The sequence below is a fragment of the Bdellovibrio sp. SKB1291214 genome (genome assembly GCF_002209355.2).
Lineage (GTDB): Bacteria > Bdellovibrionota > Bdellovibrionia > Bdellovibrionales > Bdellovibrionaceae > Bdellovibrio.
In genome coordinates this window covers 2,443,361-2,465,340 of record NZ_CP106855.1, presented here as the reverse complement: position 1 = coordinate 2,465,340, position 21,980 = coordinate 2,443,361, and the positions used below count along the sequence as shown (strand labels likewise).

Genomic DNA, 21,980 nt, shown 5'->3' with positions numbered 1-21,980 from the left:
TTTATGGATCAAAGACAACCCAGCGATTGCGCTGGATTTCGTACAAAAAATTCCCCTTATGAAAATCCTGAACATAGAGAATGTCATAAATGTCGTAGTTTAGTTTGGGGTCTTGAGACTTCATTTCGGCAATTCTATTCCAAGAGTCGCGATACTTACTCTCCAACCGAGATGCATTGCTTTTATACCAAGTGCTAAAAGAAGGACGGCCTTGACCGCCAAAACTGAAAAGGTCATCCAAACGTTTTCTTTCTGCATCAAGGGAGTGCCAACCCGTGGTTGCAAGCTCCTGCGGCAGGTCTTTGTTACCAAGGCTGCGTTCTTTCTTCAGTTCATGACCCGTTAAGCCTTTGAAGTATTCCCGTACGATGACAGTTGTGCCGTCTTCTTTAAGGTAGGCTTTTAAAATTTTTGGAACGGTTTCGCCCATACTGATAAGGTAATCGGTCACCATTAGTTCGCGCCAAAACATAGGAATTGTGGAGTTCATTTTTACGACAACGGATGCTTGAGTTGAGGGTTCCAGGGCTAAATAAACTTTTGCCGTGGATTGCCCGAGCTTTCCGATAATTTTATAGCCGGCTTCAGATACGGGCATTGTGCTATCGACTGATTGGATGTGGGCCTGGCGGTATTCACTGATAAAAGTATGAATCGGACTTTCCGACCCAAAAACGGCTGAACAGCTGTCAACGGCGTGGGCACTAGAGACTGCTAAAGTGAATATAAAGGCTATTAGAAACTTACTAATTTCCATACGATCTTAGACTGCAAGAGAACGGCCTGGATCGACACTGGACAACGCTGATCGGATGAGATTTACTTCGATTATGACTTCTATTTATGATTTTTCGATGAAAAGTATTAACGGTGTTAACAAGAACTTGAGCGACTTTAAAGGCAAAGTGTTATTGGTCGTAAACGTCGCATCCCAGTGCGGATTAACTCCGCAATATCAGGGCCTTGAAAAAGCTTTTGCAAAATACCAATCCCAAGATTTTGCCGTCCTGGGTTTTCCTGCCAATGAATTTGAAGGCCAAGAGCCCGGCACAAATTCGGAGATTCAAGATTTCTGCCGCGCTAACTTTGGGGTGACATTTCCGATGTTTGAAAAAATCATCGTCAAAGGGAAAGACCAACACCCCCTTTATAAATATCTGACAGAGACTGAACCCACCGCTCAAAAGAAAGCTGGCGAAGACTTTGAAGAAGTACTTAAAGGTTACGGTATTCGCCGTGAAAACCAAAAAGATATCTTGTGGAACTTTGAAAAGTTCTTAATTGGTCGTGATGGCAAGATCATCGCGCGGTTTGCTCCGAATGTGACACCGGATGATCCGATGTTGATTCAAGCGATTGAAAGTGCTCTTAAATAGAAAATAAAAAGCCTGGTCACCCAGGCTTTTCTTATTGAAGCGAACTACTCGCAGACAATGTGTTGAGGCATATAGCGATTGCCCTCACCGCACATCGCTTTTCTGAATAAATCCTTCACTGGTGGAGCAAATGAGATGTCATGAATAGACATTTCACCTGCACCCACTTTTTTAAGTTGAGCCAGCATGTCGGCTTGTTTGAAATCGCTGAATCTTTCGATAAACTTTCTGTCGATCTCTTTCAAATTCAAAACCACTTTCGTGAATGGAATCTTAAGCGCCTTGTATTCCTCGTCATAATCACCATCGAAGGGTTTAAGCTCCTGAGCCAACTCACGATCATTCAGGAAAGTTTTCGCCAAGATGATGTTCGTTAATTTCAATTCATGACGAAGAGCCCGGTCGTAAAGGTTGATACGACCAGGAAGCAAATCATGGAAACCGCGGATCGCAGCTTGCTCCCTATTTGTAGGCATCGCTTTTAAAGCGGTAGCAGGGAATTTTTCATCCAAAGCACGTTCATAAAATTCACGAATCATTCCATGAAACACAAGCACCGTCGCCTTACGCGCCTCCAAAGGAGAGTAACCTTGCTTCATAAATTCCGTATATTGATTAACGAGTCTCATTGCTACAGAGTACACTGCTGCGTTTTCAGAGTTTTTTGTGTTGCCACCCAAATACCATCTGCGACCGCCGTCGAAATCAAATATAGTGCTTAGATCCAAGCGACCATTTTCGACGTTCTTTTCTAATTTATGATCCCAAGAAAAAACATCATGAGACATCAGGCCGATAATACCCACATCTTGGACAGTGTAAGCAGCCACCGCTTGAGACGAAGCGAAACCTGCTAACAGAAATGAAATAAAAAATTTTGCGAATTGCATGAACCCTCCAAAGGAGAAATTCATGTCATAGACGGGCTTAATTGACAAATAAGACGCTGATTTTTATCAATCAGCTTTCAGATACGGTGAAAGTACGCAGACCTCACCGATGCGCAACTGCTAAGAGAGTTGTTTAAGAATCTCTTCAACGCGTTCTTTGACTTCAATTTTGTCGTGGGGTTCTAGACTGAAACGAATTGTTGTCACCCAAGCCTTGCCGTTTCCGTTTTCGTCGTTTTTTTCAGCTTCAGTCATCAAGTGGATGTGATCAGCATTTAGGTAAACAACTTCGTAGCCGCGTGTGACTTTAACAAACTTCATGACTCACTCCTAGAAAAGGCACACGACACGATCCCCGTGTCGTTAAATTCCCTATCTAGTATTATTGGCAGCGAGAGTACGTTTGTTCAAACGACTTTTTGCCATTTTCGCAAGATTGAGCATCGGCGAAGTCAAAAACGGTTTGCTTGCGGTTGGGGCCCATCGCCTCCACCACCATCAAATAGAATCTTTGTTCGTTGTCTTGCTCGAACTGATTTCCACGGGAATAATTCGAATAGCTCTTCGTTTCGCAATTGCTGATCGTGATCAAACACGAGCTTTGCGCTGCCTGAGCCACCGAGCCCATCAGTAAAGAAGCTAAAAGAGCTGAACCAAGAATCTTTGCGATCGCCATAAACTCTCCTAAAAAAGAGCCATTAATAATCCGAAGACATGTTTGCTATTTTTATTCCAGCGCCAAATGCCATAAATTTGAATACAGAGTTTAAAATGGATAAAAAGGGCCCTAATAGGGCTCGTTCACCCGAAGGTTGTCACTTTTGCCTGATTTTTTCGCAAAAATATTTTTCCCCGATTAACCCCTGTCAGGGGGCAGATCGTCTTACTTACAACAGAGCATGGACGCTCTGAGAGGGGGATGAAGGCCAGGGAAGGCCAGCTGACACCCTCAAAAAGGAAAACGATCTTTAGAAGGAGGTAGGAATTTATGGAATTAAGAGAAGTTGCAATGTTCTGCCTCTTCTACTCAGGAGTTGTCTTATACACCCTGTGGCTGACGGTGGGGCGCAAACCCGAACGAGTAAGATCGCGAAACAGATAGAATCATTTTTGGTAGATCATGAGGGTTTGGTGGTTCCCCTCTTCGATCTAGGGGGAGCAGGTGCTCCCCCATTTTTTTGTCTTCACACATCCAACGATTGCTTTACCTTCCCCCTATACGTGCCTAAACTTAGGGCATGCTTGAACAACTCGTGCTTCGTCAAAAATCTTTCGCACAACACAGCCGCACAGAATCCTGGCACCAACGATTCGATCATCTTGAGGTTTTGGAAAAACTTTTGACCGAGCATCAATCTGAAATTTGCAAAGCCCTGCATCACGATTTTAAAAAGCCCCATCTGGAATCCTTATCCACCGAGATCATGCCTCTTTTAAAAGAGCTGCGTTTTGCCCAAAAAAACTTAAAGAAATGGATGAAACCTAAACGCGTAAGTACGCCTTTTCTTTTATTTGGATCAAAAAGCTATACACGTTATGAATCCTTAGGTTCTTGCCTGATTATATCACCTTGGAATTATCCGGTTTACTTGACCATTGCTCCCCTGATTTCAGCATTGGCTGCCGGAAATTCTGCGGTGGTGAAACCTTCTGAATATGCACCCCATACCAGCCGACTACTGCATGCTTTGCTATCAAAATATTTTAAATCTGAACAGGTCGCCGTGGTTGAGGGGGGACCCGAGACAACGACGGCCCTTTTAAAACTGCCATTTGATCACGTCTTTTTCACTGGCAGCACCGAGGTTGGCAGAATTATTATGCAACAATCAGCACCCCAACTTCCAAGACTGACTTTGGAGCTGGGTGGGAAATCTCCGACGATTGTGGATACGACGGCAGATCTAAAATTGGCGGCGCAAAAGATCATTTGGGCCAAATTCTTGAATGCGGGACAAACTTGCATCGCGCCTGATTACCTTTTCGTTCAAGAACATATTCATCAAGAATTCATCCATATACTTAAAGCTCAACTTGAAGAGTACTATGGAAGCAATAAGAATGAGGTAAAATCGTCTCATAGCTTTGCTCGTATCATTAATGCAAAACACACCTATCGTCTTAAAGGTTTACTTGAAGATGCTTTGGCGAATCGCGCAAGTTTAATTGTCGGCGGTGAAGTGGACCTTGAGCAAAACTATGTGGCACCTACTCTGCTTGATGACGTTGATGTGCACACGAAGGTGATGAACGAAGAAATCTTTGGGCCGATTTTACCAATTTTAAAATTTAAGGAAATCACCGAAGTCGTTCACTTTATCAACGATCGCCCGAAACCTTTGACGATCTATATGTACTCCCATGCTCGCCATAACATCCAAAAAATCATGAAGGAAACTTCATCAGGAACTTTTTCAGTGAATGATTCGATGGTTTCAATGATGAATCCAAACCTCCCCTTTGGGGGCGTGGGCGCCAGCGGGCTGGGAAGTTATCACGGACTTTATGGATTTGAGACCTTCAGCCACAAAAAAGCCATCTTCATGCAAGGCCCCTTCGGCCGATTGATGAAACTCATCTATCCACCCTACAACGCCAAAAAAGTCGACCTGATCAAAAAGCTCATGGGGTAACAGTTCCCTTTTCGGAACCCACTGCGCCATAAATCAATCGGTACCATATAGGGCCTGGCCCGCTGCAAGCATTCGCCCAGAGGATGCCAAGAAAAATATTAATAATTACAGACGAATTTCCCTATCACGTGACAAATAGATCTAATAACCGTGAGAACTTTTATTTAGAAAATCCATTCCTATGGCCCATTTTTCTGGAATGCCTCCATGAGCTAAAAAAGCAGTTCCACTGTGAGATTCACTCATTCGTTTTGATGTCCAATCACTACCACCTTATCTTAAGCACGCCGCGGAAAAACTTGGGTGAAGCTATGAAGTACCTCCATCGAGAAGTGGCAAGAAAAGCGAACAAGGACACTCAGCGGATCAATCACTTTTTCGGTGGACGGTATAAGTGGTCAGTAATTAACCGCGAAGATTACTACTGGAATTGCATAAAATATGTCTTTAGAAACCCAGTTCGTGCAGGTATATGCGAGAAGGTTGAAGGCTATCTTTTCTCATCGCTAAACAATTCACCGCACAAATGGCATTGGGATCTTGCTGATTGGTTTCATCCAGAGAAACCAAAAATAACCCCCGACTGCGAATGGCTTAACGAGCCTTTTCAAAAAGAAATTGAAGAAAGTATTCAGAAAGGGCTTCGCAGGCGTGAGTTTTCACCTCCGAAAACCTCAACCAAAAAGAAAAGCCCGTTAGACGAAGCGCAGTACAGAAAGGGAACTGTTACCTATTGATTCGCTTTAGATCCTTGCATGTGCCGGTATCTTTGGAGGAACTCATAACAGGGATCGGGATCAGATTCCAAAAGTCTGAGTCACGGAAATAATCTGCGAAAACGACCTTCTCGATGCGATCATCGATAATCGGGGCTATCGTAATTTGCGTTAGAGCCTTGCTTTTGTACGTTCCTCCCCCGCGATAATCCAGAGAGGTCTTAAACATTTTAAGTTGAGATATGGCTACATTGCCATTTGAAAGCTCTGCTGAACTTTTCGTAAAGTTGTCTTCGTCTTCATAAGACCCTTCAAAGCGAACACTCGTTACGAACTTACGAGAGCCTTCATCACTGCCTTTTCGCGAAAGCTCCACATGAACACCAGGACCTTGATAGTCCGATATATAAAGCGTGCATTCCAGGTCTTCTGCGACCGCACCCTTTAAGTTGGCAGCAGTGCCTGATTCACTTAAAGACAGACTTTCAACAATCCCGCGAAACACTATCGGCTGTTTGCCGATCTGGATATTCAGCACACTCGATAATGAAACTAAGGCCTTGTTAGATTCTATTTTCAGTTCGGCGTCTTTGCTGCTCACAGATTCAGACGCATGAGAGTTCAAGACCAAGAGCAAAGAAGCAATTACAAACGTGGTCATTTTCATGGGAGCTCTCCATAATCAAAATTTAGATATGGAAAACATAGCCAGTTTTGTGCCATCCTCAAAATCAATAGATCGACCTAGAGGAGCTCTAAATAGACATAATTTAGACAGCTCACTCGAATATGACACTCAAAACTACACCAAATCCCGGATTCTGGAGCGATCGCCTACGATCCATAGAAGATCGCTGAGTTTTAGAACTTCACCGGAATCTGGGTTTAAGATGCGCTCGCCCTCGCGTTCGATACCGACCACTAATCCGTTGGTGCTTTCACGAAGTCCGCTGTCGCGAATCGTTTTACCTAAGAACTTAGACTGCTCGGTCAGTATGTACTTTTCTAACGTGTATTCAGAAAGGTCTTCATCCAGGTTTTGATAATCCTGTTCGGCATCGATGAAGCCTTTGAAGTTTGCGAGCTGATCGTCATTCCCAATCACAAACACAATATCTTGAGGCATCAACATCACATCGCGCCCCGGAGCCATGATCTTGCGACGCCCGCGTTCAATCAAAGCCACCGTCACTCCGAAACGTTCGCGAATGGAAAGCTGTGCTAAAGGAATTCCCAGATATTGCGCTTCCGCTGGAACTTTGAACTCTGTCAAATGGGCATCCCAAGGAGCCAGGGCTTGAGTGTGAGTTCGTGGTGTCACCTTGTGAACTTCTTCCGTCAGGTTCGTGATAAAGCGATTTTCAAACCACTGATAGATGGCGCGAAGCTTGGTCGACAAAACATAACCCACGACAACAGCCATCCACGCGGTAATCCCCAAGGCCCATCCCAGTGGTACAAACTGTGCCACCATCGCTCCAACTAATCCGACAGCTACCATGACTCGAGAAATAATGAAGACATAGTTTTGCGTCCCACGACCATCACCCGCCACCAAGCTATCAAACTGCTTAGTGCGACCAAACGCCAAGGCCCATAAAAACGGAGAACTCATGATCAGGGTTGCCGTCAGAGTCAGGAACTTTGCAGACCCCTCCTCGACTTGGTGGTTTAGCAAATAGGGCAACGTCACTTTTGCCATCAATAAAAACACACCGATCACAATCACGGCATTTAAGAAAATTTTAAACACATAAGCACGAACCTGATCACGAGATTCCTTGTGAGCCGCCATCGTGAACGAAAACATGGAGTAACGATCCAGGGCCTGGATAAAATCAGTGGGCATTTTCTTTTCTAAAAACTTGTACGTCCCATCTGCCATACGAATCATGAAGGGAGTTGTAAAGGCAGTCACTACGCTGACTGAAACAGCTAAGGGATACAGCTCGGGCCTAACGACTTTAAAACCCACCCCGACCGTCGCGATAATAAATGAGAATTCGCCAATCTGAGACAAGGTCATCCCGGTTTGCAAACTGGATTTCAAAGTTTGTCCGGATAAAACCGCGCCGACGGTCACGCCCAAGGTTTTTCCGATCAGCACCAAAACTGATAACAGGACAATGACCTGCCAATGAGTGGCAATCACATCAGGATCGATCAACATTCCTACCGATATAAAAAACACCGCCGAAAATAATGTTTTAATGGGAGTGACAAGGTGATGAATACGTTCGCCTTCGATAGTTTCAGCTAAGATCGAACCCGTGATAAACGCACCCAATGCCGCCGAGAATCCCACCTTCACGGCAAAGACCACCATTGCCAAGCAAAGCCCAACAGCCACCACTAAAAGGGTTTCTTCGTTCAGCATGCTCTGCATTTTCTTAAGCGCCGTGGGTAACCAGAAAATTCCCACAACAAACCAAAGTGAGAGGTAAAATGCCAGCTTCAAGAATGATAACAACATGTCACTGCCCGCGAATTCGCGAGTCAAAGCGATTGAAGTCAAAAAGACCAAAAGCATCACCGCCACAAGGTCTTCGATAACCAGAACACCCATCACGATGCTAACAAACTTTTTATTCTTTAAACCCATTTCATCAATGGTACGCATTGCAATCGATGTCGAAGAAATCCCCAAAATACCGCCTAAGAAAAGGCAGTCCATGAGATCCCACCCCAAAAGTTTCCCCGTCGTGAAACCAATGATGGTCATAAAACCCACTTCAAACAAAGCCGTGAAGCTTGCTGAACCACCCACGCGGAAAAGTTTTTTGAAACTGAACTCTAAGCCCAAGGCGAACAAAAGAAAAATCACACCGATATCGGCCCACAGCTGAACGCCTTCAGAACTGCTGACAGTACCAAAAAGACCGACGTTTGGGCCAATCAGGAAACCCGCAACTAAATAACCAAGCACCACTGGCTGATTTAATCTTTTAAAGAGAAGTGTAACGATACCCGCGGTACCAAGAATAAGAGCCAAATCACTGATCAATGCTGGAAGACTATGCATTCACTAAGGTTAAGCCCTCCCCAAGGAGGGAGCAATGCAAAACTTAACAACTAAAAGCGGTCAAAATGGTTTGAATGCAAGGCGGAGGGACATCCCCGCGCAGAGCAGGCGGGCTCAATGCCCGACGAAGCAGTCAGGCCATTGTCACCGCTTTTAATAAAAAAGGCCCGCAATCCCTGCGAGCCTCATTTAAAATCTAATTTTTAAAACTCAGATTATTTTGCTGAAAGAGCAGCAGAAACTGCAGCTTCCGCATTAACGATACCTGCACCGTATTCGTTATTATTGTTAGGACCCAATTGAGTCGCAGTAGATTGCAAGATTTGCTTAACTTGTGCACCGTTAAGGTTTTTGTTAGCCGCTTTGATAAGAGCTACAACACCAGCAACGTGCGGAGTTGCCATTGAAGTACCATCGAAAGCTGCATAGTCCGTCGCAACTGTTTGAAGAGTCGCTTTAACTTCAGTGCCTGCTGCCAAAGAAGCTTGGATTTTCTTACCCATGTCTTGTTCGATCATGAACACAGCCACTGGAAGAACTGTACCGTCAGACGTCAGAGCACCTTGGATCAAACCAGGAGCGTTGTTATAGATAACTGCACCCAATGCACCCGCTTTGATAGCGTTTTGGATTTTCACAGAGAAGTTGATTTCGCCGCGACCGATAAGAGCGTATTTACCCTTCACGTTTTTGCCAGCAAAGTCAGTGTCTTTACCCAGACCGCAATCAACCAATGTGTTCGTTTCAGCTTTCAAAACTTCACGAGCACCTTGGAAAGTTGTAGAGTTCACTTTCGCAGATTTACCACCCACTACGATTTCAACCGAAGATTCACGACCCGTACCTTGTGGAACTGTAGAAACTACCGCTGCACCTGGAGCAACAACTGCCAACTCAGGACCGTATTGAGAGAAATCAGTTTTCTTAAGATCGCTGTTTACTGCGCCAACCGCGATAACAGTTGGAAGAGCTGCAGGGTAAGAAACTTTAGCAGAACCATCGTTACCAGAAGCTGCTACAACAGTAAGACCTGCTTTAGCTGCTTTTGCGATAGCATCGCGCTCACCTGGAGTCGACCATGCGCCACCCAGTGACATAGAGATAACATCAACTTTTTGAGTGATACCCCAGTTGATACCCGCTGCGATAGCTGCATTCGAGCAACCGTTTTCAGAGCACACGCGACCCATCAAAATTTTCGCTTGAGGAGCAACACCTGTAAAACCGTTGTTATCCAAGACACCTGCAATCGTACCAGAGCAGTGTGAACCGTGACCTACTTTATCAGAGAAATCAGAGCCGTCTGATTCACCAGTAAAGTCTTTACCAGCTTCAAAGTTTGCTTTCAAAGATGGGTGATTTTGATCAATACCAGTATCTAGAACAAGAACGCGAGCGCCTTGACCTTGATTTGATTTCGCCCAAGCTTGAGGAGCTTTAACTGCCATAATCCCCCATGGAGTTTTAGCGCCTGGAACTGTCGGAGTGTTTTTAACAGGAGTAGACAACCAACCTGCCACTGGAAGTGGTGCTGGGTGGAAAACTTCTTTTTCAACGTAAGCAACTGCTGGGTCGTTTTGAAGTTTAGAGATTTCGTTTTCGTTTCTTGCATTCACGATCAACGTGTTCAAGTTTTCAAGTGATTGTTCGATATCAGCGTCAACGGGAGTTGCTACTGCTTTACCAGTTCTAAGAGCGCCAGAACCTTTAGACTTATAGGCCATGTGAGCAGCTTGGAACGTTTGTGAGTCTTTCATGATAACGATAACGCGCTCAGCATGAGCAGATGTCGCAACCAACAGAGAAAGGATAAGTGAAAACAAATTAAGTTTCATTGAATAGGTCCCCCCTAATTCCGTGGACTTCACCCTTTAGAAGTCCTTATGGAGAGGCACTTCATTTCATGCTGAACATTTTATCAAGTACTGTTTTGGAACCACCTGAATTTTTTTTTGAGCCTTTAAAAAGTGAAATTGTCTGTCAAAGCATTCGCAAAACATTGCAGTTCCAAAATGGCACTCAACTCAAAACTAGAACCATTTCGCGCTTAAGTATTAGAAGTGCTTATGGAAGACCCAATTTTTACTCGTTGTGTGTGCTTAAAATTAAAACACCGCAAGCGACGCATTGCGGTGTTTAAAATATGATAATGAGCAAAACTTAAGCATCCAAATTAGTGAGAAGGACCACCCGATGTGGAATTCACGACGGTTTTACCCACAGGCAAAATGAAGCTGAGTGGTTGATTCAAAAGACGACGGAAGACCGCCTTGCGAATCGCGCGACGAGTGGGTGTGTTCACGCCACGGGCTTTAATTGCCACCATAAAGGCCATGGCAAAACTCACTGATACGTTAAAGAAACCAATGCATAACACACCGATCACCGCTCTCCAGAAAATCCAAGTCTTCATGAAAGCCACTCCCATAACCGGCATAGCTGCACCCATTGTCCCCGAAGACAGAGTTACGTGGCGCACATCCAAAGGAATACCAATGAAATGCATCACCTCGGGAGTCATCCCTAATAAAATACCCAAAGAACCATTCCCCAACAGACCCGAAATGTTCTTTTCAAAGAAGGTCGCGATTCTGCGGGCACCGATTTTACCAAAGATCGTCATCAGTGTTGGACTTCGCGCCAAACGAGTACGAAGAGCATTCAGCGCAAACCAGTTATCGCCCCAACCCGCAAACAAACTTGAAAGCCACAGCAAAATTCCGGTGAAGGCAGCGTAAAAGATAGCAGGTCCGAGAATATCAACGGAAGTGAAAGCCTTCATCGCCGTTGCTTCAGACATGATGTGCTTTCCGGAGGCTAGGAAATAAATCGCATCTATTAATAGAGTTGTTGGGACTACCAACAAAATATTTCCGCCGACGGCTGCCACTTGAGAGCGAATCAAATGAGCGATTTGATCCACTAGTTTTTCCATCCCCTCTTCGGAATCCACGTCTCGCATTTGTTCCGCCAGGGCCGGTCCCGTCATTGCGGGTTGTTTCGTTCCCAGCGTGAACCCGGCAAGATGGATAATAATGAAACTGACCGCGTAGTTTGTAGAGGCTAAAACCCCGATCATAAACTCCGGCAAACCCGTCGCTAAAATTCCAACTTTTATATAAACAGTAAATGCAGTTACAAAACCACCGCCGCTGGCCGCCGCAACCATGCGACGGTATTCTTCTTTGGTACGAGTGATGTAATGCTCACCTGTTTCTGCGGCACGCTCGACGACTTTTTTCGCCAGCAAATTAATATTTTGAGAGAACAATGCTCCCACACTTTGCAGCTCATGATTTTCTTCGATCAAGCCTGCGAGGAAAAACGTGACCTTTTTAGCGTCAGGAACATCCGTGATCAAAATATCAACCAAGCTATCGATACGTTGAAGGAAAATTCTTAAGCGAGTCATTTGGAAAACCAAATTGATGCTTACCCCGTACTCGTCCAAGTGTTTGTAAACTTGAGTCAGTTCGCGACGACACTCCCACACGATCAAGCGGAGACGTGATGCTTTTTCAAAAAAGATCTCTGGTTTTCCTGATTGATGAGCGGCCAAAAACTCTTCCAAGACCCGTACGACATTGAAAAACGCAGAGTCGCGGAAGGATTGTTTATCCAGGCGATGACGAATGGCTGGAGACAAACCAATGGCGCGCACCTGGATTCCCAGATAAATCAAAGCGTCTTCCATGTCCCGGTCCATACGATTCCAATCGGCTTCGGCGGGATCGACGTGGTAATTGAATAGCTCCACTAACTTATCGAATAAAACATGATCAATCGATGCAATCCAAACCGGATCTTTTACACTTGGAAATAACTCCCAAAACAAATAACCCAGCTCGTGATCCAAGGGCGGACTTGGCAAGATCTTCATCAGCATACGATCAAAAAACTCGCCAATGATACCGACTTCGTGAGGCAGTCCTGTTTCCGTGTAAAGTTCAAGACCACTGACGTTTTTAATGACCGATCTCAGGATAATCGCGACATCGCGTTTCCATTCAGGATTGCGATCTAACACCATCAACACAAATCGCAGTCGCGCGATTTGAATATGCCCCGAAGTATTATCCAGTCCCTCGACTGCTGTGCCCTCATAGCGAATCCAGCGCAAAAGATTTACCAACCAGTGAAGTTGGTCTTCGAGTTGTTTTTGATCAGCGGCAAAACTTAAAAGCGCATCTAAATCACTGTGAATGTTACCGCGTTGTCTGTGAAGCTTAAAACGATGGAAATACTTGCGAAGTTGCTCAAACATAGGGGAATTTTGCACGAGAGCCGCAGAACCTGCAAGCAAGGCGCGTCAAAATGGTGGGTGCAACGATTTGCATTCTAGGCTAGTAAGACCCCCTGTGTTAGAAGGACTGCATGAAACAAATCCTTCTTCTCCTATCGATCGCATTGGTGTCAGTAAATGTTTTTGCGACCACCAAACAACTCACGTCTGTTGATGGAACAGATGTGTTAAATGGCAAATTTGTTCATCTGGAAACGAAATCAGCTAAGAAAGGGACCGTGGTGATTTTCATGTCAGCGAAGTGCCCGTGCTCTGCCAGTCACGAGTCTTTACTGAAAGACATGTCCGCACAGTATAAAGATTTTAATTTTATCGCGGTTCACTCGAACTCAGATGAAACTTCTGAGGTTACAAAAAATCATTTCGCAGAAGCATCTTTACCATTTCCTGTCATTCAAGATTCAAAGTCCCGTTTGGCCAATGAATTGGGAGCATTAAAAACACCTCACGCTTTCGTCCTAAGCCCTGCAGGAGAGGTGTTGTATCAAGGTGGAGTGACGGACAGTCACGTGGGCCCCTCGGCGAAAAAACAATTCTTAAAGGACGCTTTGGAAGATCTGCAGGCTGGAAAAACAGTGCGGATGAAAGAGGGCCGCGCCCTCGGCTGTTTTATTCAGCGCGAGGATGCGTAAATGAAATATTTTTTCTTAGCTTTTCTGTTTTTATCGGCCTGTGCTCGTCCCGATTATATTGATCCCAAGACTGTGCAAAAAAATCAGGGCGCTGATAGTGCCTGCTCGATAGAACTTGTGAATTCAAATCTTTGTGCCTCTATCGCGTGGACCATGGGACCGCAAACCCCGGCGGAGTCCGAGTTCATTTTAAAAGTCTGGGATAAAACTTCTGGTTCAGAAAATGGTCCGTTCGTAGATCCCGCAAACACTTTAAGTGTTGTTTTGTGGATGCCGTCGATGGGGCACGGTTCTTCACCCGTCACTATTGAAAAAATTGAAACAGGCACTTACCGCGTTCGTCGAGTTTACTTTATTATGCCGGGCGATTGGGAAGTAAGATTCTTTTTAAAAAATGGAGCCACAACCCTTGATCAAGCGACTGTGAGTTTGGTTCTGTGAAAAACATCGCTTTATTTGTTTTGATTTTTAGTCTTCAAAGGGAAACGCTTGCGGCAAGCTGTTGCGGCGGCGGGTTCGCCTTCCCTGCCTTGATTATGGGAGACGATAAAGCACAGATCACAAGCTCTTTAAGCTATGGCAAAGTGACGGACGATGTTTTACCCAACCAAAAGTGGATCAAGCGCGAAGATGGAAACCTTAGTCAGACATTGAAAATCGAAGCCGCCACTTTACTGTCTGACACATTTCAATCGGGAATTTCCATTCCCGTTGTCAATCGCAAGGTCGCTCATGAAAACAGCACGGGCCTGGGAGATGTTTCTCTAAACTTGGGCCACGAAACTTTGCCTGAGCTTAGTTATTCACCTTGGAAGCCAAAGGGTGTCACGTTCCTTCAAATGACACTACCGACGTCGCCTTCCATTTACGATTCTGAAAATATTTTAGCAGCGGACTCTCGGGGACGTGGCTTTTTTACTATCGGTGGTGGTTTCGCGCTTATTAAAGTCTTTGGCAAATGGGACGCGAACAGCAGTGTTGAGCTTCACAAGTCTTTCGCTCGTGATTTCTCAAGCTCCGCTGCGGGTGGAACTATCACAGCGACTCCTCATCTAGGACACAGCTGGACCGTTGGTGGAGGATGGAACCACGGCGATTGGAGATGGGGTACCAGCTTCACGGGTCTCTATGAAGACGCGATTGAAATTTCGGGAGCACAAAAATCCAGCGGATCCCCGCAGCAAAACATCACGTGGTCGGTCATGGCGAATTATATGATGGGTCTTGAAAATGCTTGGACTCTTTCTTACGCCGATCAGACCTTGTTCGGTATGCCAGAAAACTCGAGCTTGTCGAAAACCGTGACTTTGAGCTTTCAAACGCGCTGGCAACGTTAATATTAAATATCGCGATCTCGGTCTCGATCCCGATGAGGTTTTTGACTGATCATGGAACCCTTGGCTTCGCGCCTTTGAGCGCGAGCTTGCCGTCGCGCCTCACGCGCCCGATCGCGAATATCTTGATTGCTGTCAGATGGAATATTCTTATCGTCCGCCACACGCTTTTCGTCTGCGACAGGCTGCACATCCACGTTTTGCTCAATCTCTGGCATCTGCTGTTCTTGTTTAAAATATTCATCAGACTTTACTTGCAAGCTTTGCTCAGGCTTCGTTGGTTGTGGCCCTTCTCCGTTATTTAAAACTGGAACACCTTCTGGCGTGATGGAGGTCGCCTCGCCCACTTGTAAGAAGGCTTCACGCACATCTTCCTGACGGCGGTCACGGCGACGAAATCTGTCTGACAAAGAATAAACCACTGGTACCACATACAAGGTCAGCATCGTTGAAACCAGCACACCACCGATCAAAGTAATGGCCATGGGCTTAAATGTTTCCGAACCCGCACCACTTGCCAAGGCTGAGGGTAAAGCCGCCGTGATTGTTGCGACACTTGTCATGATAATGGGACGTAAGCGAACCGGGCACGCTTCCTTCAAAGCACCTTCGGCGGTGATGTTATGACCTCGATCGCGAACAGAGTTGGTAAAGTCGATAAGCAGAATGGAATTCTTTTTCACGATTCCCATCAGCAGCAAAATACCAATCATCGAATACATATTGATGGTTTGCCCGGTCAGGCTTAGGGCAAAAAAGGCCCCCGAAAAACTAAACGGCAAGGCCATCAAGATCGTAATCGGATCTAAGAACGAATTAAACTGACTGGCTAAGACCATATAGGCCACGATGATCCCTAAGGCCAAGGCAAACAATAAACTATCGAAGGACTCCCGAAAGGTTTTTGCAGCACCGGATTGCGCGATACTATAGCCCTCAGGTAATTCTTTGGCTTTTGCAAAAACAAAATCCAGAGCTTTTTGTTGAGATGCCCCCGAGGCTAAGTTTGCATACATCGTGATAGCCCGTTGGCGATTCACGCGCGTCACCTGTTGCAGGCTTGACCTTTGTTCAATATCTGCGACCTGGGAAATCGGGATCAAATTATTTCTATCATTGGCAATTAAGAGTTTTGAAAACTCGTCCCGGGGGTCTTTGGATTTTTGCAATTGCACGTAAACGTCATAACGATGTCCGTCTTTAGTGTATTGACCATTCTTTACACCACCGATCATGGCTTGGACGGTGACCCCGATATCTTCCGCACTTACGCCCCGGCGGGCCGCGCGGTCCCGTGAAGGCGTGACTTGGATTTCTGGCATACCTGCCAAGTAATCAGAGTCAACGTCGACCATCAGGCCCGATTTTTTCATGTCTTCTTTAAATTTATTATTAATCTCTTCCAGTTTTGCCCAATCCGGGCCCTGCAAGATAAATTCGATAGGATAACCTTTCCCTGTGGAAAAACCACGACTGGAAGGGTCCATCATAAAGACCTGAACGCCTTTGACATTTTTAGCAAGTTCTTTGCGGGCATAGGACATAAACTCTTGCTGGGAAACTTCTCGACCCAGTTCCTTGTTGGTGCCCCGCTCGCCTTTATCTTTCAAGGTGATAAACATCATCCCCGTGTTCGCATCACTGCCACCACCTGAACCTAAACCACCCACGCTTGCATAGACGTGCTTCACTTCGGGTTGAGAGCGCATCCATTTTTCGATTTCCCGCGTTTTTTGATCCGAAGAAGCAAGCGACGTACCGATTGGTAAAAACAAACGCATAATGAAAAGGCTTTGATCTTGGGTCGGCGTCATTTCTTTATTTAAGCCACCCACCGTTGCAAAAGAAACAGCGACGAATGCTACGGAGATTCCAAGAACCGGCCAACGATGCGCCAAGGTCCAATTCAAAGATTTTGAATAGAACTCTTTCCATTTCTCCATGAACGTTTCAAAGGCTTTACCGATGCGAGTGGTGCGATGCCCGGTGTGCACGAATGAAGAACAACGCATGGGTGTAATCGTCAACGACTCTAACAATGAAAGCATCACCGCAAAAGAAATTGTGATCCCGTATTGCAGGAAAAATTTCCCGATCACCCCCTTCATAAAGGCTACGGGTAAGAAAATCGCGATGATTGCAATACTGGCAGCGAGTGCTGCAAACGTAATCTCTCGTGCACCGATGATGGCCGATTCAATCGGCCTTAAGCCTTTTTCATTGTACCTAAATATATTTTCCAGAACCATGATGGCATCATCGACGACAATACCAATCGCCAGCGTTAAGCCCAACAGTGTGAAAGTATTTAAAGTAAAACCAAAAAAATAAAGACCAATGAAAGCCCCCATGATGGAGGTCGGAATGGCCAGCAAAACATTCAGCGTCGCTGTAAAACTGCCTAAGAAAACCCAACATACGATCGAGGTTAAAATAACCGCCAAGATCAAATGCTTAATCATTTCGTGAATACTTTGTTCGATGTATCTGGAAGAGTCAAAATTGATCCCCAGTTTCATGCCCTCAGGCAATGTGTCTTGGATCGTTTTCATCTGCTCTTTAACGGCGTTTGCTACAGCCACCGCATTAGAACCAATTTGCTTTTTAATCCCCAGCCCCAAAGCCATCACACCGTCAAAACGAGAAATACGATACACTTCCGCTAAGGATTCTTGGGCGAACCCCACGTCTTTCAGCCGAATGGTATTAAACGGATCTTGGATCACCATCCCGGCGCGTTTATTGATAATCATATTATCAAAGCCCTTGGCGTCTTTAAACTCGCCCAGAGTTCGAACGTTATAGGCATTTTTGGGATTTTGGATAAAGCCGCCGGGCACCTCAGTATGTTGAGCTGTGATCGATGCCATGACATCATTCACGGCTATATTTTTCCGCTTCAACTTATCGGCATTGACCCAAACACGCATCGCTGGGTCCGTGTATCCACCTAAAATAATATCGCCCACACCGGAAACCATCGTAAAGCGATCTTTCAGATAGTCCTTTGCATAGGTCATCAAAAAGTACGGATCATTTTTTTCATACATTAAGGCCAACCATAAGATCGGCTGATCGTCAGGATTGGTTTTAGTAATAATCGGAGGATCCACAGCAGCTGGCAAAAGCCGTTGGGCCTGGGCCACTTTGGTTTGGACCTCTTGCAAAGCCACATCAATGTTGCGATCTAATTCAAATTCAATCGTGATATTTGCAATTCCTGTCTTACTCACCGAACTAATGCGTTCAACGCCTTCAACAGATGACAAAGCGTCCTCGACAGGATCGACCACGGACGTTTCCATAATTTCAGGGGCCGCCCCCAGAAGAGTGATTGAAACATTCACCACCGGAAAGTCGACGTCAGGGAGCTGACTCACTCCCAATCGAAAAAACGAGATCGCACCAAAAATAATGAATGCTCCAAAGAGCATCCAAGAAAAGACCGCATTACGAATGGAGACGTCAGAAATACGCATATTCGACCTCCCCCCAATTCTAAGGGGAAATCACCACGCTATAAATCCATGGCCACATTTCTGACAAAGCACAGGACTTTATTTGCAATCCAACAACAAAGAATTTAGATCTCCAAACTGAATGACTGTGACGAACGAGACGAAAAAAGGGAGATCACTTCTGATCTCCCTTTCATCTAATCATTTTCAGCAAATTATTTATTTAGCTTTAAGATCAGCCATGTTGTCGGCGATCCACTTTGCGTAGATGTCAGCACGAGTATAAATAGACATTAAAAAGCAATCAGGAGTCAAACGGGACGGCAAAGCATCTGACTTACTTGCAACACCCCAAACTTGAAGTTCGCCATTCACATCAAGGTACGCCGGACCACCAGAGTCACCCGAGCACACCCCACGTTTCCACGTATTATTCAAAGAAGTTTCAGTGGCCGTGAAATCTGGATTTGCAATCGTCAATGTTGTCGTTCTTAAAACACCAGCACCGGATTTAACAACCCATGAACGATTCAAGCCGTAGCCCGCAACAACCGTTGTTGTTCCTTCACGCAAGGAACCCGAGTTTTTCAAAATTTTAGCTGGCGTATAGCTTGCCGGCGCAGTGCCAGCAAATCTGATAAGAGCGATGTCACCCGCATTTTGCGAACGTTTTGAATCATAGTCTTTGTTCACGATGGCAGCATCTACGATACGAACTTGGTCTTTTTTTGCTTTTTCAACGTTACCCGTAAAGAACACCATCATGGCTTTGGGATTTGGGCCTACACAGTGAGCAGCCGTTAACACGATATTATCTGCGATCAAAGTGCCAGAGCACAAGGCGCCCACTTTCGTGTCGTACAGACCCACGGTCGCACGCATCACGCGTGATCCAGTTTTGACTTCCTCGCCACCGATGATTTGGGCGTTGTTATCCGCGTTGACTGTCCCGTTATTGTTGTTTGGAGCACATGCAGAAAGTGTCGCTGCTGCCAAGACACCTGATACCAAAAGCTTCATAGTTTCCATTGTAAAACCCCACCGGATATACCCCAACTTTGTCGGAGTCGTTAATCAATTTCGAGCTGGGTTCTACACCCACTCCCCTGAAACCCAAAATGAAATTTTCGTAAACGGGACACTTGTTAAATCGGGACAGTGTGGTGTGATTAAATACCAGCACAGGTGCTGTACTTTTTATCTTGGTTTAAGCTAGAGCAATTGCTACGATTTTTGACATGTTAGAACACGCGCATTTACTTCAAGCCCTTGCATTCTTGGGATCCTCGGTGATCCTTGTACCCATTTTTCAAAAATTAGGCCTGGGAAGCATTCTTGGCTACTTGGCTGCGGGGATCTTAATCGGCCCTCAAGGGGCCCATCTGATCGTCGACGTCAAAGCCGCTCAGAATCTGGCAGAGTTCGGTGTGGTGTTTCTTTTGTTCTTGATTGGTTTGGAACTTCAACCCAAAAAACTATTGGCTATGAAGCGAACTTTGGTGGGCTTTGGGGGGTTGCAGATGCTCGTCTGCACCCTGGCCTTGGGTGTGCTTGTAAAATCCCTGGGAGCCTCTTGGAACAGCGCTTGGGTGGCAGGCTTTGCACTGAGCCTCTCCTCAACGGCGTTTGCGCTGCAGGCCATGTCTGAGCGTAAAGTTTTAAACACGGAATTTGGAAGATCCTCTTTTGCAATTCTTTTAATGCAAGACGTTCTTGCGATCCCAGCCTTAGCCATCATTCCCACGTTGGGATTGGTTCAAGCAACGACTCAAGGCGAAGTCAATTGGCTGGGGGCTTTGGGAATTTTCTTAGGATTGTTAATCTTCAATTACACCTTGATGGGACCGTTCTTGCGCCAAGTGGCAGCTTTGCGCAGTCGCGAATTATTCACGGGGGTGACCTTAACAATCGTCATTGGTGTTGCTTACTTGATGGAGCACATGGGGATTTCGATGGCCTTAGGAGCCTTCTTAGCCGGAGTGCTTTTATCTGAATCAGAATACCGCCACGAATTGGAAGCCGACCTTGAACCGTTTAAAGGTTTGTTGATGGGTCTTTTCTTTATCTCTGTCGGGATGTCCGTGAATCTGGCACTGATTATGAAAAATCCTATGTTCGTGATCTTTGCGACCTTGATGTACATGATGGTAAAAGCCATCATGTTGTATGGAGTGGGCCGCGTCTTAAAACTCAACACAGCCGCTTCGCGAAACATGGCCGCTTACTTAGCCCAAGGGGGTGAGTTCGCTTTCGTCATTTTTGGTGTCGGTCAAACATCCAATGTCTTAACTCCCGAACTATCAGACACGCTGACCTTGATTGTGACGTTATCGATGATCTTAAGTCCGTTTGTGATTTTAGCGAATGCACGCATCGAAGCATGGATGGCCACTCACAAACCAAAACAAGAATGGGACAGCTTCGAAGGAGCTGATGATAACGACATTATCATTGCGGGCTTTGGCCGTTTCGGTCAGATCTTCGGCCGTATCTTGCGAGCCCAAGAAATCAAGTTCACCGCCATTGATCACGATCCAGAGCAAATTGAACTTTTAAGAAAGTTTGGCAACAAGGTCTATTACGGCGATGCTTCTCGCCACGAAATCATGGCTGCCGCGGGGGCCGGTAAAGCGAAATTTTTGATCATCGCGGTTGATGATGTGGATACGTCAAAACAACTCGCGAAAATGGCCAAAGAACACTATCCAAATTTGAAAATCTATGTCCGCGCACGAAATCGCGCTCACGTTTTCGATTTACTGGATATCGGCATCGAGATGAGCCACATCCGCCGCGAAACTTTGGAATCAAGTTTATTGCTAACGAAGGAATTACTGGTGGATCTAGGCTTTCCTTCAGAGCGTGCTCGCGCTGTGATTGAACGATTCCACCGTCATGACGAATTGATGCTGGCGGAACAATACAAAGTCCGTCACGATCAAAAACTGTTCTTGGATACAGCAAGACAAGGGGTACAGCAGCTTTCAGAGGTGTTACGCGAAGACCAAATCAGAACGTACATCGATGCCAAAGATTTGAAAAAAGAGGAAATCACAACATCAACGGAGCCCCGCGTATGAGCCATCAAGAAAAACCTCCAATGACCATGGCGTTGCGTGAGTTAGAAAAGCACGGCGTAGAGCTCACTTATCACCTCTTCACGTATCTGGAAAAAGGCGGCACAGCCCACTCCTCCAAAGAAATGGGAGTTGAAGAACACGCCGTCATCAAAACCCTGATCATGGAAGACGAAAACAAAGAGCCACTGGTCGTCCTCATGCACGGAGACATGCAAGTCTCTACAAAAAACCTAGCTAGAACCCTAGGCAAAAAATCCATCACCCCTTGCAAACCCGAAGTAGCCGACCGCCACACAGGCTACCAAGTTGGAGGCACCTCCCCCTTCGGCACCAAAAAGAAAATGCCCATCTACATGGAAGAAACAATCCTAGCGCTCCCGAAAATCTACATCAACGGCGGCAAAAGAGGCTTCCTCGTAGGCCTCTCCCCCCAGGAAGTCCAAAAAATCCTATCTCCCACCCTCGTCACCGTGGGGATCCCCGGATAATCCGATTTTAAAAATTAAAACAAAAACCCCAAGCACGACCGAGCGTCT

Annotated in this window: 18 protein-coding genes; 8 read left to right on the top strand and 10 right to left on the bottom strand. The window is 45.7% G+C overall.

What is annotated here, in order from left to right; translation table 11 throughout:
- Position 1: 1 nt before the first annotated feature.
- A complete protein-coding gene (locus B9G69_RS12095) occupies positions 2-757 on the bottom strand; it encodes a hypothetical protein (RefSeq protein ID WP_141096890.1) in 756 nt (251 codons plus the stop codon).
- Between the two features lie 73 nt (positions 758-830).
- Here B9G69_RS12095 and B9G69_RS12090 point away from each other — a divergent pair, with 73 nt between their 5' ends.
- On the top strand, positions 831-1,376 hold the full coding sequence (locus tag B9G69_RS12090) for a glutathione peroxidase (RefSeq protein WP_088614877.1): 546 nt from the start codon (positions 831-833) through the stop codon (positions 1,374-1,376).
- 44 nt (positions 1,377-1,420) lie between these two features.
- On the opposite strand, the gene B9G69_RS12085 is transcribed toward B9G69_RS12090, so the two are convergent.
- From B9G69_RS12085 to B9G69_RS12075, 3 genes are all read right to left on the bottom strand, one after another.
- Positions 1,421-2,266: a hypothetical protein gene (locus B9G69_RS12085; RefSeq protein ID WP_088614878.1), complete on the bottom strand. Its 846-nt coding sequence runs from the start codon at positions 2,264-2,266 to the stop codon at positions 1,421-1,423.
- Positions 2,267-2,386: 120 nt separating this feature from the next.
- Positions 2,387-2,587, bottom strand: coding sequence for a hypothetical protein (locus B9G69_RS12080; RefSeq protein ID WP_088614879.1), 201 nt, complete (start codon positions 2,585-2,587; stop codon positions 2,387-2,389).
- 61 nt (positions 2,588-2,648) lie between these two features.
- Positions 2,649-2,942, bottom strand: a complete 294-nt coding sequence (locus tag B9G69_RS12075; protein ID WP_088614880.1) for a hypothetical protein — start codon at positions 2,940-2,942, stop codon at positions 2,649-2,651.
- A 562-nt stretch (positions 2,943-3,504) separates the two neighbouring features.
- Between B9G69_RS12075 and B9G69_RS12070 the strand changes: the two genes are divergently transcribed.
- Both B9G69_RS12070 and B9G69_RS12065 read left to right on the top strand, forming a co-directional pair.
- A complete protein-coding gene (locus B9G69_RS12070; protein WP_265437767.1) occupies positions 3,505-4,899 on the top strand; it encodes an aldehyde dehydrogenase family protein in 1,395 nt (464 codons plus the stop codon).
- Positions 4,900-4,982: 83 nt separating this feature from the next.
- The gene (locus B9G69_RS12065) at positions 4,983-5,636 is read left to right on the top strand and encodes a transposase (RefSeq protein ID WP_088614882.1); all 654 of its coding nucleotides are present in this window, start codon (positions 4,983-4,985) and stop codon (positions 5,634-5,636) included.
- Here the strand turns inward: B9G69_RS12065 and B9G69_RS12060 are convergent.
- The 4 genes from B9G69_RS12060 to B9G69_RS12045 all read right to left on the bottom strand — a co-directional run bounded on the left by B9G69_RS12060 (position 5,626) and on the right by B9G69_RS12045 (position 12,901).
- Positions 5,626-6,282 carry a hypothetical protein gene (locus tag B9G69_RS12060; protein WP_088614883.1) on the bottom strand — a complete coding sequence of 219 codons (657 nt, stop codon included), beginning with the start codon at positions 6,280-6,282 and terminating at the stop codon, positions 5,626-5,628. The genes B9G69_RS12065 and B9G69_RS12060 overlap by 11 nt on opposite strands.
- Before the next feature lie 135 nt (positions 6,283-6,417).
- A complete protein-coding gene (locus B9G69_RS12055) occupies positions 6,418-8,637 on the bottom strand; it encodes a cation:proton antiporter (protein WP_088614884.1) in 2,220 nt (739 codons plus the stop codon).
- Positions 8,638-8,852: 215 nt separating this feature from the next.
- Entirely contained in the window at positions 8,853-10,472 is a 1,620-nt protein-coding gene (locus tag B9G69_RS12050) for a S8 family serine peptidase (protein ID WP_254916805.1), read from the bottom strand.
- A gap of 338 nt (positions 10,473-10,810) precedes the next feature.
- The gene (locus B9G69_RS12045; RefSeq protein WP_088617122.1) at positions 10,811-12,901 is read right to left on the bottom strand and encodes a site-specific recombinase; all 2,091 of its coding nucleotides are present in this window, start codon (positions 12,899-12,901) and stop codon (positions 10,811-10,813) included.
- 110 nt (positions 12,902-13,011) lie between these two features.
- Between B9G69_RS12045 and B9G69_RS12040 the strand changes: the two genes are divergently transcribed.
- Genes B9G69_RS12040 through B9G69_RS12030 form a run of 3 tightly spaced genes read left to right on the top strand, consistent with a single transcriptional unit; the run spans position 13,012 to position 14,909 of the window.
- Complete coding sequence (locus B9G69_RS12040) at positions 13,012-13,572, top strand: redoxin family protein (RefSeq protein WP_088614887.1); 561 nt, start codon at positions 13,012-13,014, stop codon at positions 13,570-13,572.
- On the top strand, positions 13,573-14,013 hold the full coding sequence (locus B9G69_RS12035) for a FixH family protein (protein ID WP_088614888.1): 441 nt from the start codon (positions 13,573-13,575) through the stop codon (positions 14,011-14,013).
- Positions 14,010-14,909: a serine protease spb1 gene (locus B9G69_RS12030; protein ID WP_254916806.1), complete on the top strand. Its 900-nt coding sequence runs from the start codon at positions 14,010-14,012 to the stop codon at positions 14,907-14,909. Before B9G69_RS12035 ends, B9G69_RS12030 begins: the two co-directional genes overlap by 4 nt.
- 2 nt (positions 14,910-14,911) lie before the next feature.
- Here B9G69_RS12030 and B9G69_RS12025 read toward each other — a convergent pair whose 3' ends face one another.
- Both B9G69_RS12025 and B9G69_RS12020 read right to left on the bottom strand, forming a co-directional pair.
- Positions 14,912-18,385: an efflux RND transporter permease subunit gene (locus B9G69_RS12025; RefSeq protein WP_265437766.1), complete on the bottom strand. Its 3,474-nt coding sequence runs from the start codon at positions 18,383-18,385 to the stop codon at positions 14,912-14,914.
- A 198-nt stretch (positions 18,386-18,583) separates the two neighbouring features.
- Positions 18,584-19,393 carry a S1 family peptidase gene (locus tag B9G69_RS12020; RefSeq protein WP_265437765.1) on the bottom strand — a complete coding sequence of 270 codons (810 nt, stop codon included), beginning with the start codon at positions 19,391-19,393 and terminating at the stop codon, positions 18,584-18,586.
- Between the two features lie 209 nt (positions 19,394-19,602).
- Here B9G69_RS12020 and B9G69_RS12015 point away from each other — a divergent pair, with 209 nt between their 5' ends.
- Together B9G69_RS12015 and ybaK are read left to right on the top strand one after the other, a co-directional pair.
- The gene (locus B9G69_RS12015) at positions 19,603-21,444 is read left to right on the top strand and encodes a monovalent cation:proton antiporter-2 (CPA2) family protein (RefSeq protein ID WP_088617403.1); all 1,842 of its coding nucleotides are present in this window, start codon (positions 19,603-19,605) and stop codon (positions 21,442-21,444) included.
- Positions 21,441-21,932 (top strand): Cys-tRNA(Pro) deacylase, encoded by a 492-nt coding sequence (gene ybaK, locus B9G69_RS12010; protein ID WP_088617402.1) that lies wholly within the window; start codon positions 21,441-21,443, stop codon positions 21,930-21,932. Before B9G69_RS12015 ends, ybaK begins: the two co-directional genes overlap by 4 nt.
- The last annotated feature ends 48 nt before the right edge of the window (positions 21,933-21,980 follow it).

Excerpts from the sequence above, each read along its gene's own strand:
- B9G69_RS12095 (WP_141096890.1), bottom strand. The coding sequence starts at position 757 with ATGGAAATTAGTAAGTTTCTAATAGCCTTTATATTCACTTTAGCAGTC.
- B9G69_RS12090 (WP_088614877.1), top strand. The coding sequence starts at position 831 with ATGACTTCTATTTATGATTTTTCGATGAAAAGTATTAACGGTGTTAAC.
- B9G69_RS12085 (WP_088614878.1), bottom strand. The coding sequence starts at position 2,266 with ATGCAATTCGCAAAATTTTTTATTTCATTTCTGTTAGCAGGTTTCGCT.
- B9G69_RS12080 (WP_088614879.1), bottom strand. The coding sequence starts at position 2,587 with ATGAAGTTTGTTAAAGTCACACGCGGCTACGAAGTTGTTTACCTAAAT.
- B9G69_RS12075 (WP_088614880.1), bottom strand. The coding sequence starts at position 2,942 with ATGGCGATCGCAAAGATTCTTGGTTCAGCTCTTTTAGCTTCTTTACTG.
- B9G69_RS12070 (WP_265437767.1), top strand. The coding sequence starts at position 3,505 with ATGCTTGAACAACTCGTGCTTCGTCAAAAATCTTTCGCACAACACAGC.
- B9G69_RS12065 (WP_088614882.1), top strand. The coding sequence starts at position 4,983 with ATGCCAAGAAAAATATTAATAATTACAGACGAATTTCCCTATCACGTG.
- B9G69_RS12060 (WP_088614883.1), bottom strand. The coding sequence starts at position 6,282 with ATGAAAATGACCACGTTTGTAATTGCTTCTTTGCTCTTGGTCTTGAAC.
- B9G69_RS12055 (WP_088614884.1), bottom strand. The coding sequence starts at position 8,637 with ATGCATAGTCTTCCAGCATTGATCAGTGATTTGGCTCTTATTCTTGGT.
- B9G69_RS12050 (WP_254916805.1), bottom strand. The coding sequence starts at position 10,472 with ATGAAACTTAATTTGTTTTCACTTATCCTTTCTCTGTTGGTTGCGACA.
- B9G69_RS12045 (WP_088617122.1), bottom strand. The coding sequence starts at position 12,901 with ATGTTTGAGCAACTTCGCAAGTATTTCCATCGTTTTAAGCTTCACAGA.
- B9G69_RS12040 (WP_088614887.1), top strand. The coding sequence starts at position 13,012 with ATGAAACAAATCCTTCTTCTCCTATCGATCGCATTGGTGTCAGTAAAT.
- B9G69_RS12035 (WP_088614888.1), top strand. The coding sequence starts at position 13,573 with ATGAAATATTTTTTCTTAGCTTTTCTGTTTTTATCGGCCTGTGCTCGT.
- B9G69_RS12025 (WP_265437766.1), bottom strand. The coding sequence starts at position 18,385 with ATGCGTATTTCTGACGTCTCCATTCGTAATGCGGTCTTTTCTTGGATG.
- B9G69_RS12020 (WP_265437765.1), bottom strand. The coding sequence starts at position 19,393 with ATGGAAACTATGAAGCTTTTGGTATCAGGTGTCTTGGCAGCAGCGACA.
- B9G69_RS12015 (WP_088617403.1), top strand. The coding sequence starts at position 19,603 with ATGTTAGAACACGCGCATTTACTTCAAGCCCTTGCATTCTTGGGATCC.
- ybaK (WP_088617402.1), top strand. The coding sequence starts at position 21,441 with ATGAGCCATCAAGAAAAACCTCCAATGACCATGGCGTTGCGTGAGTTA.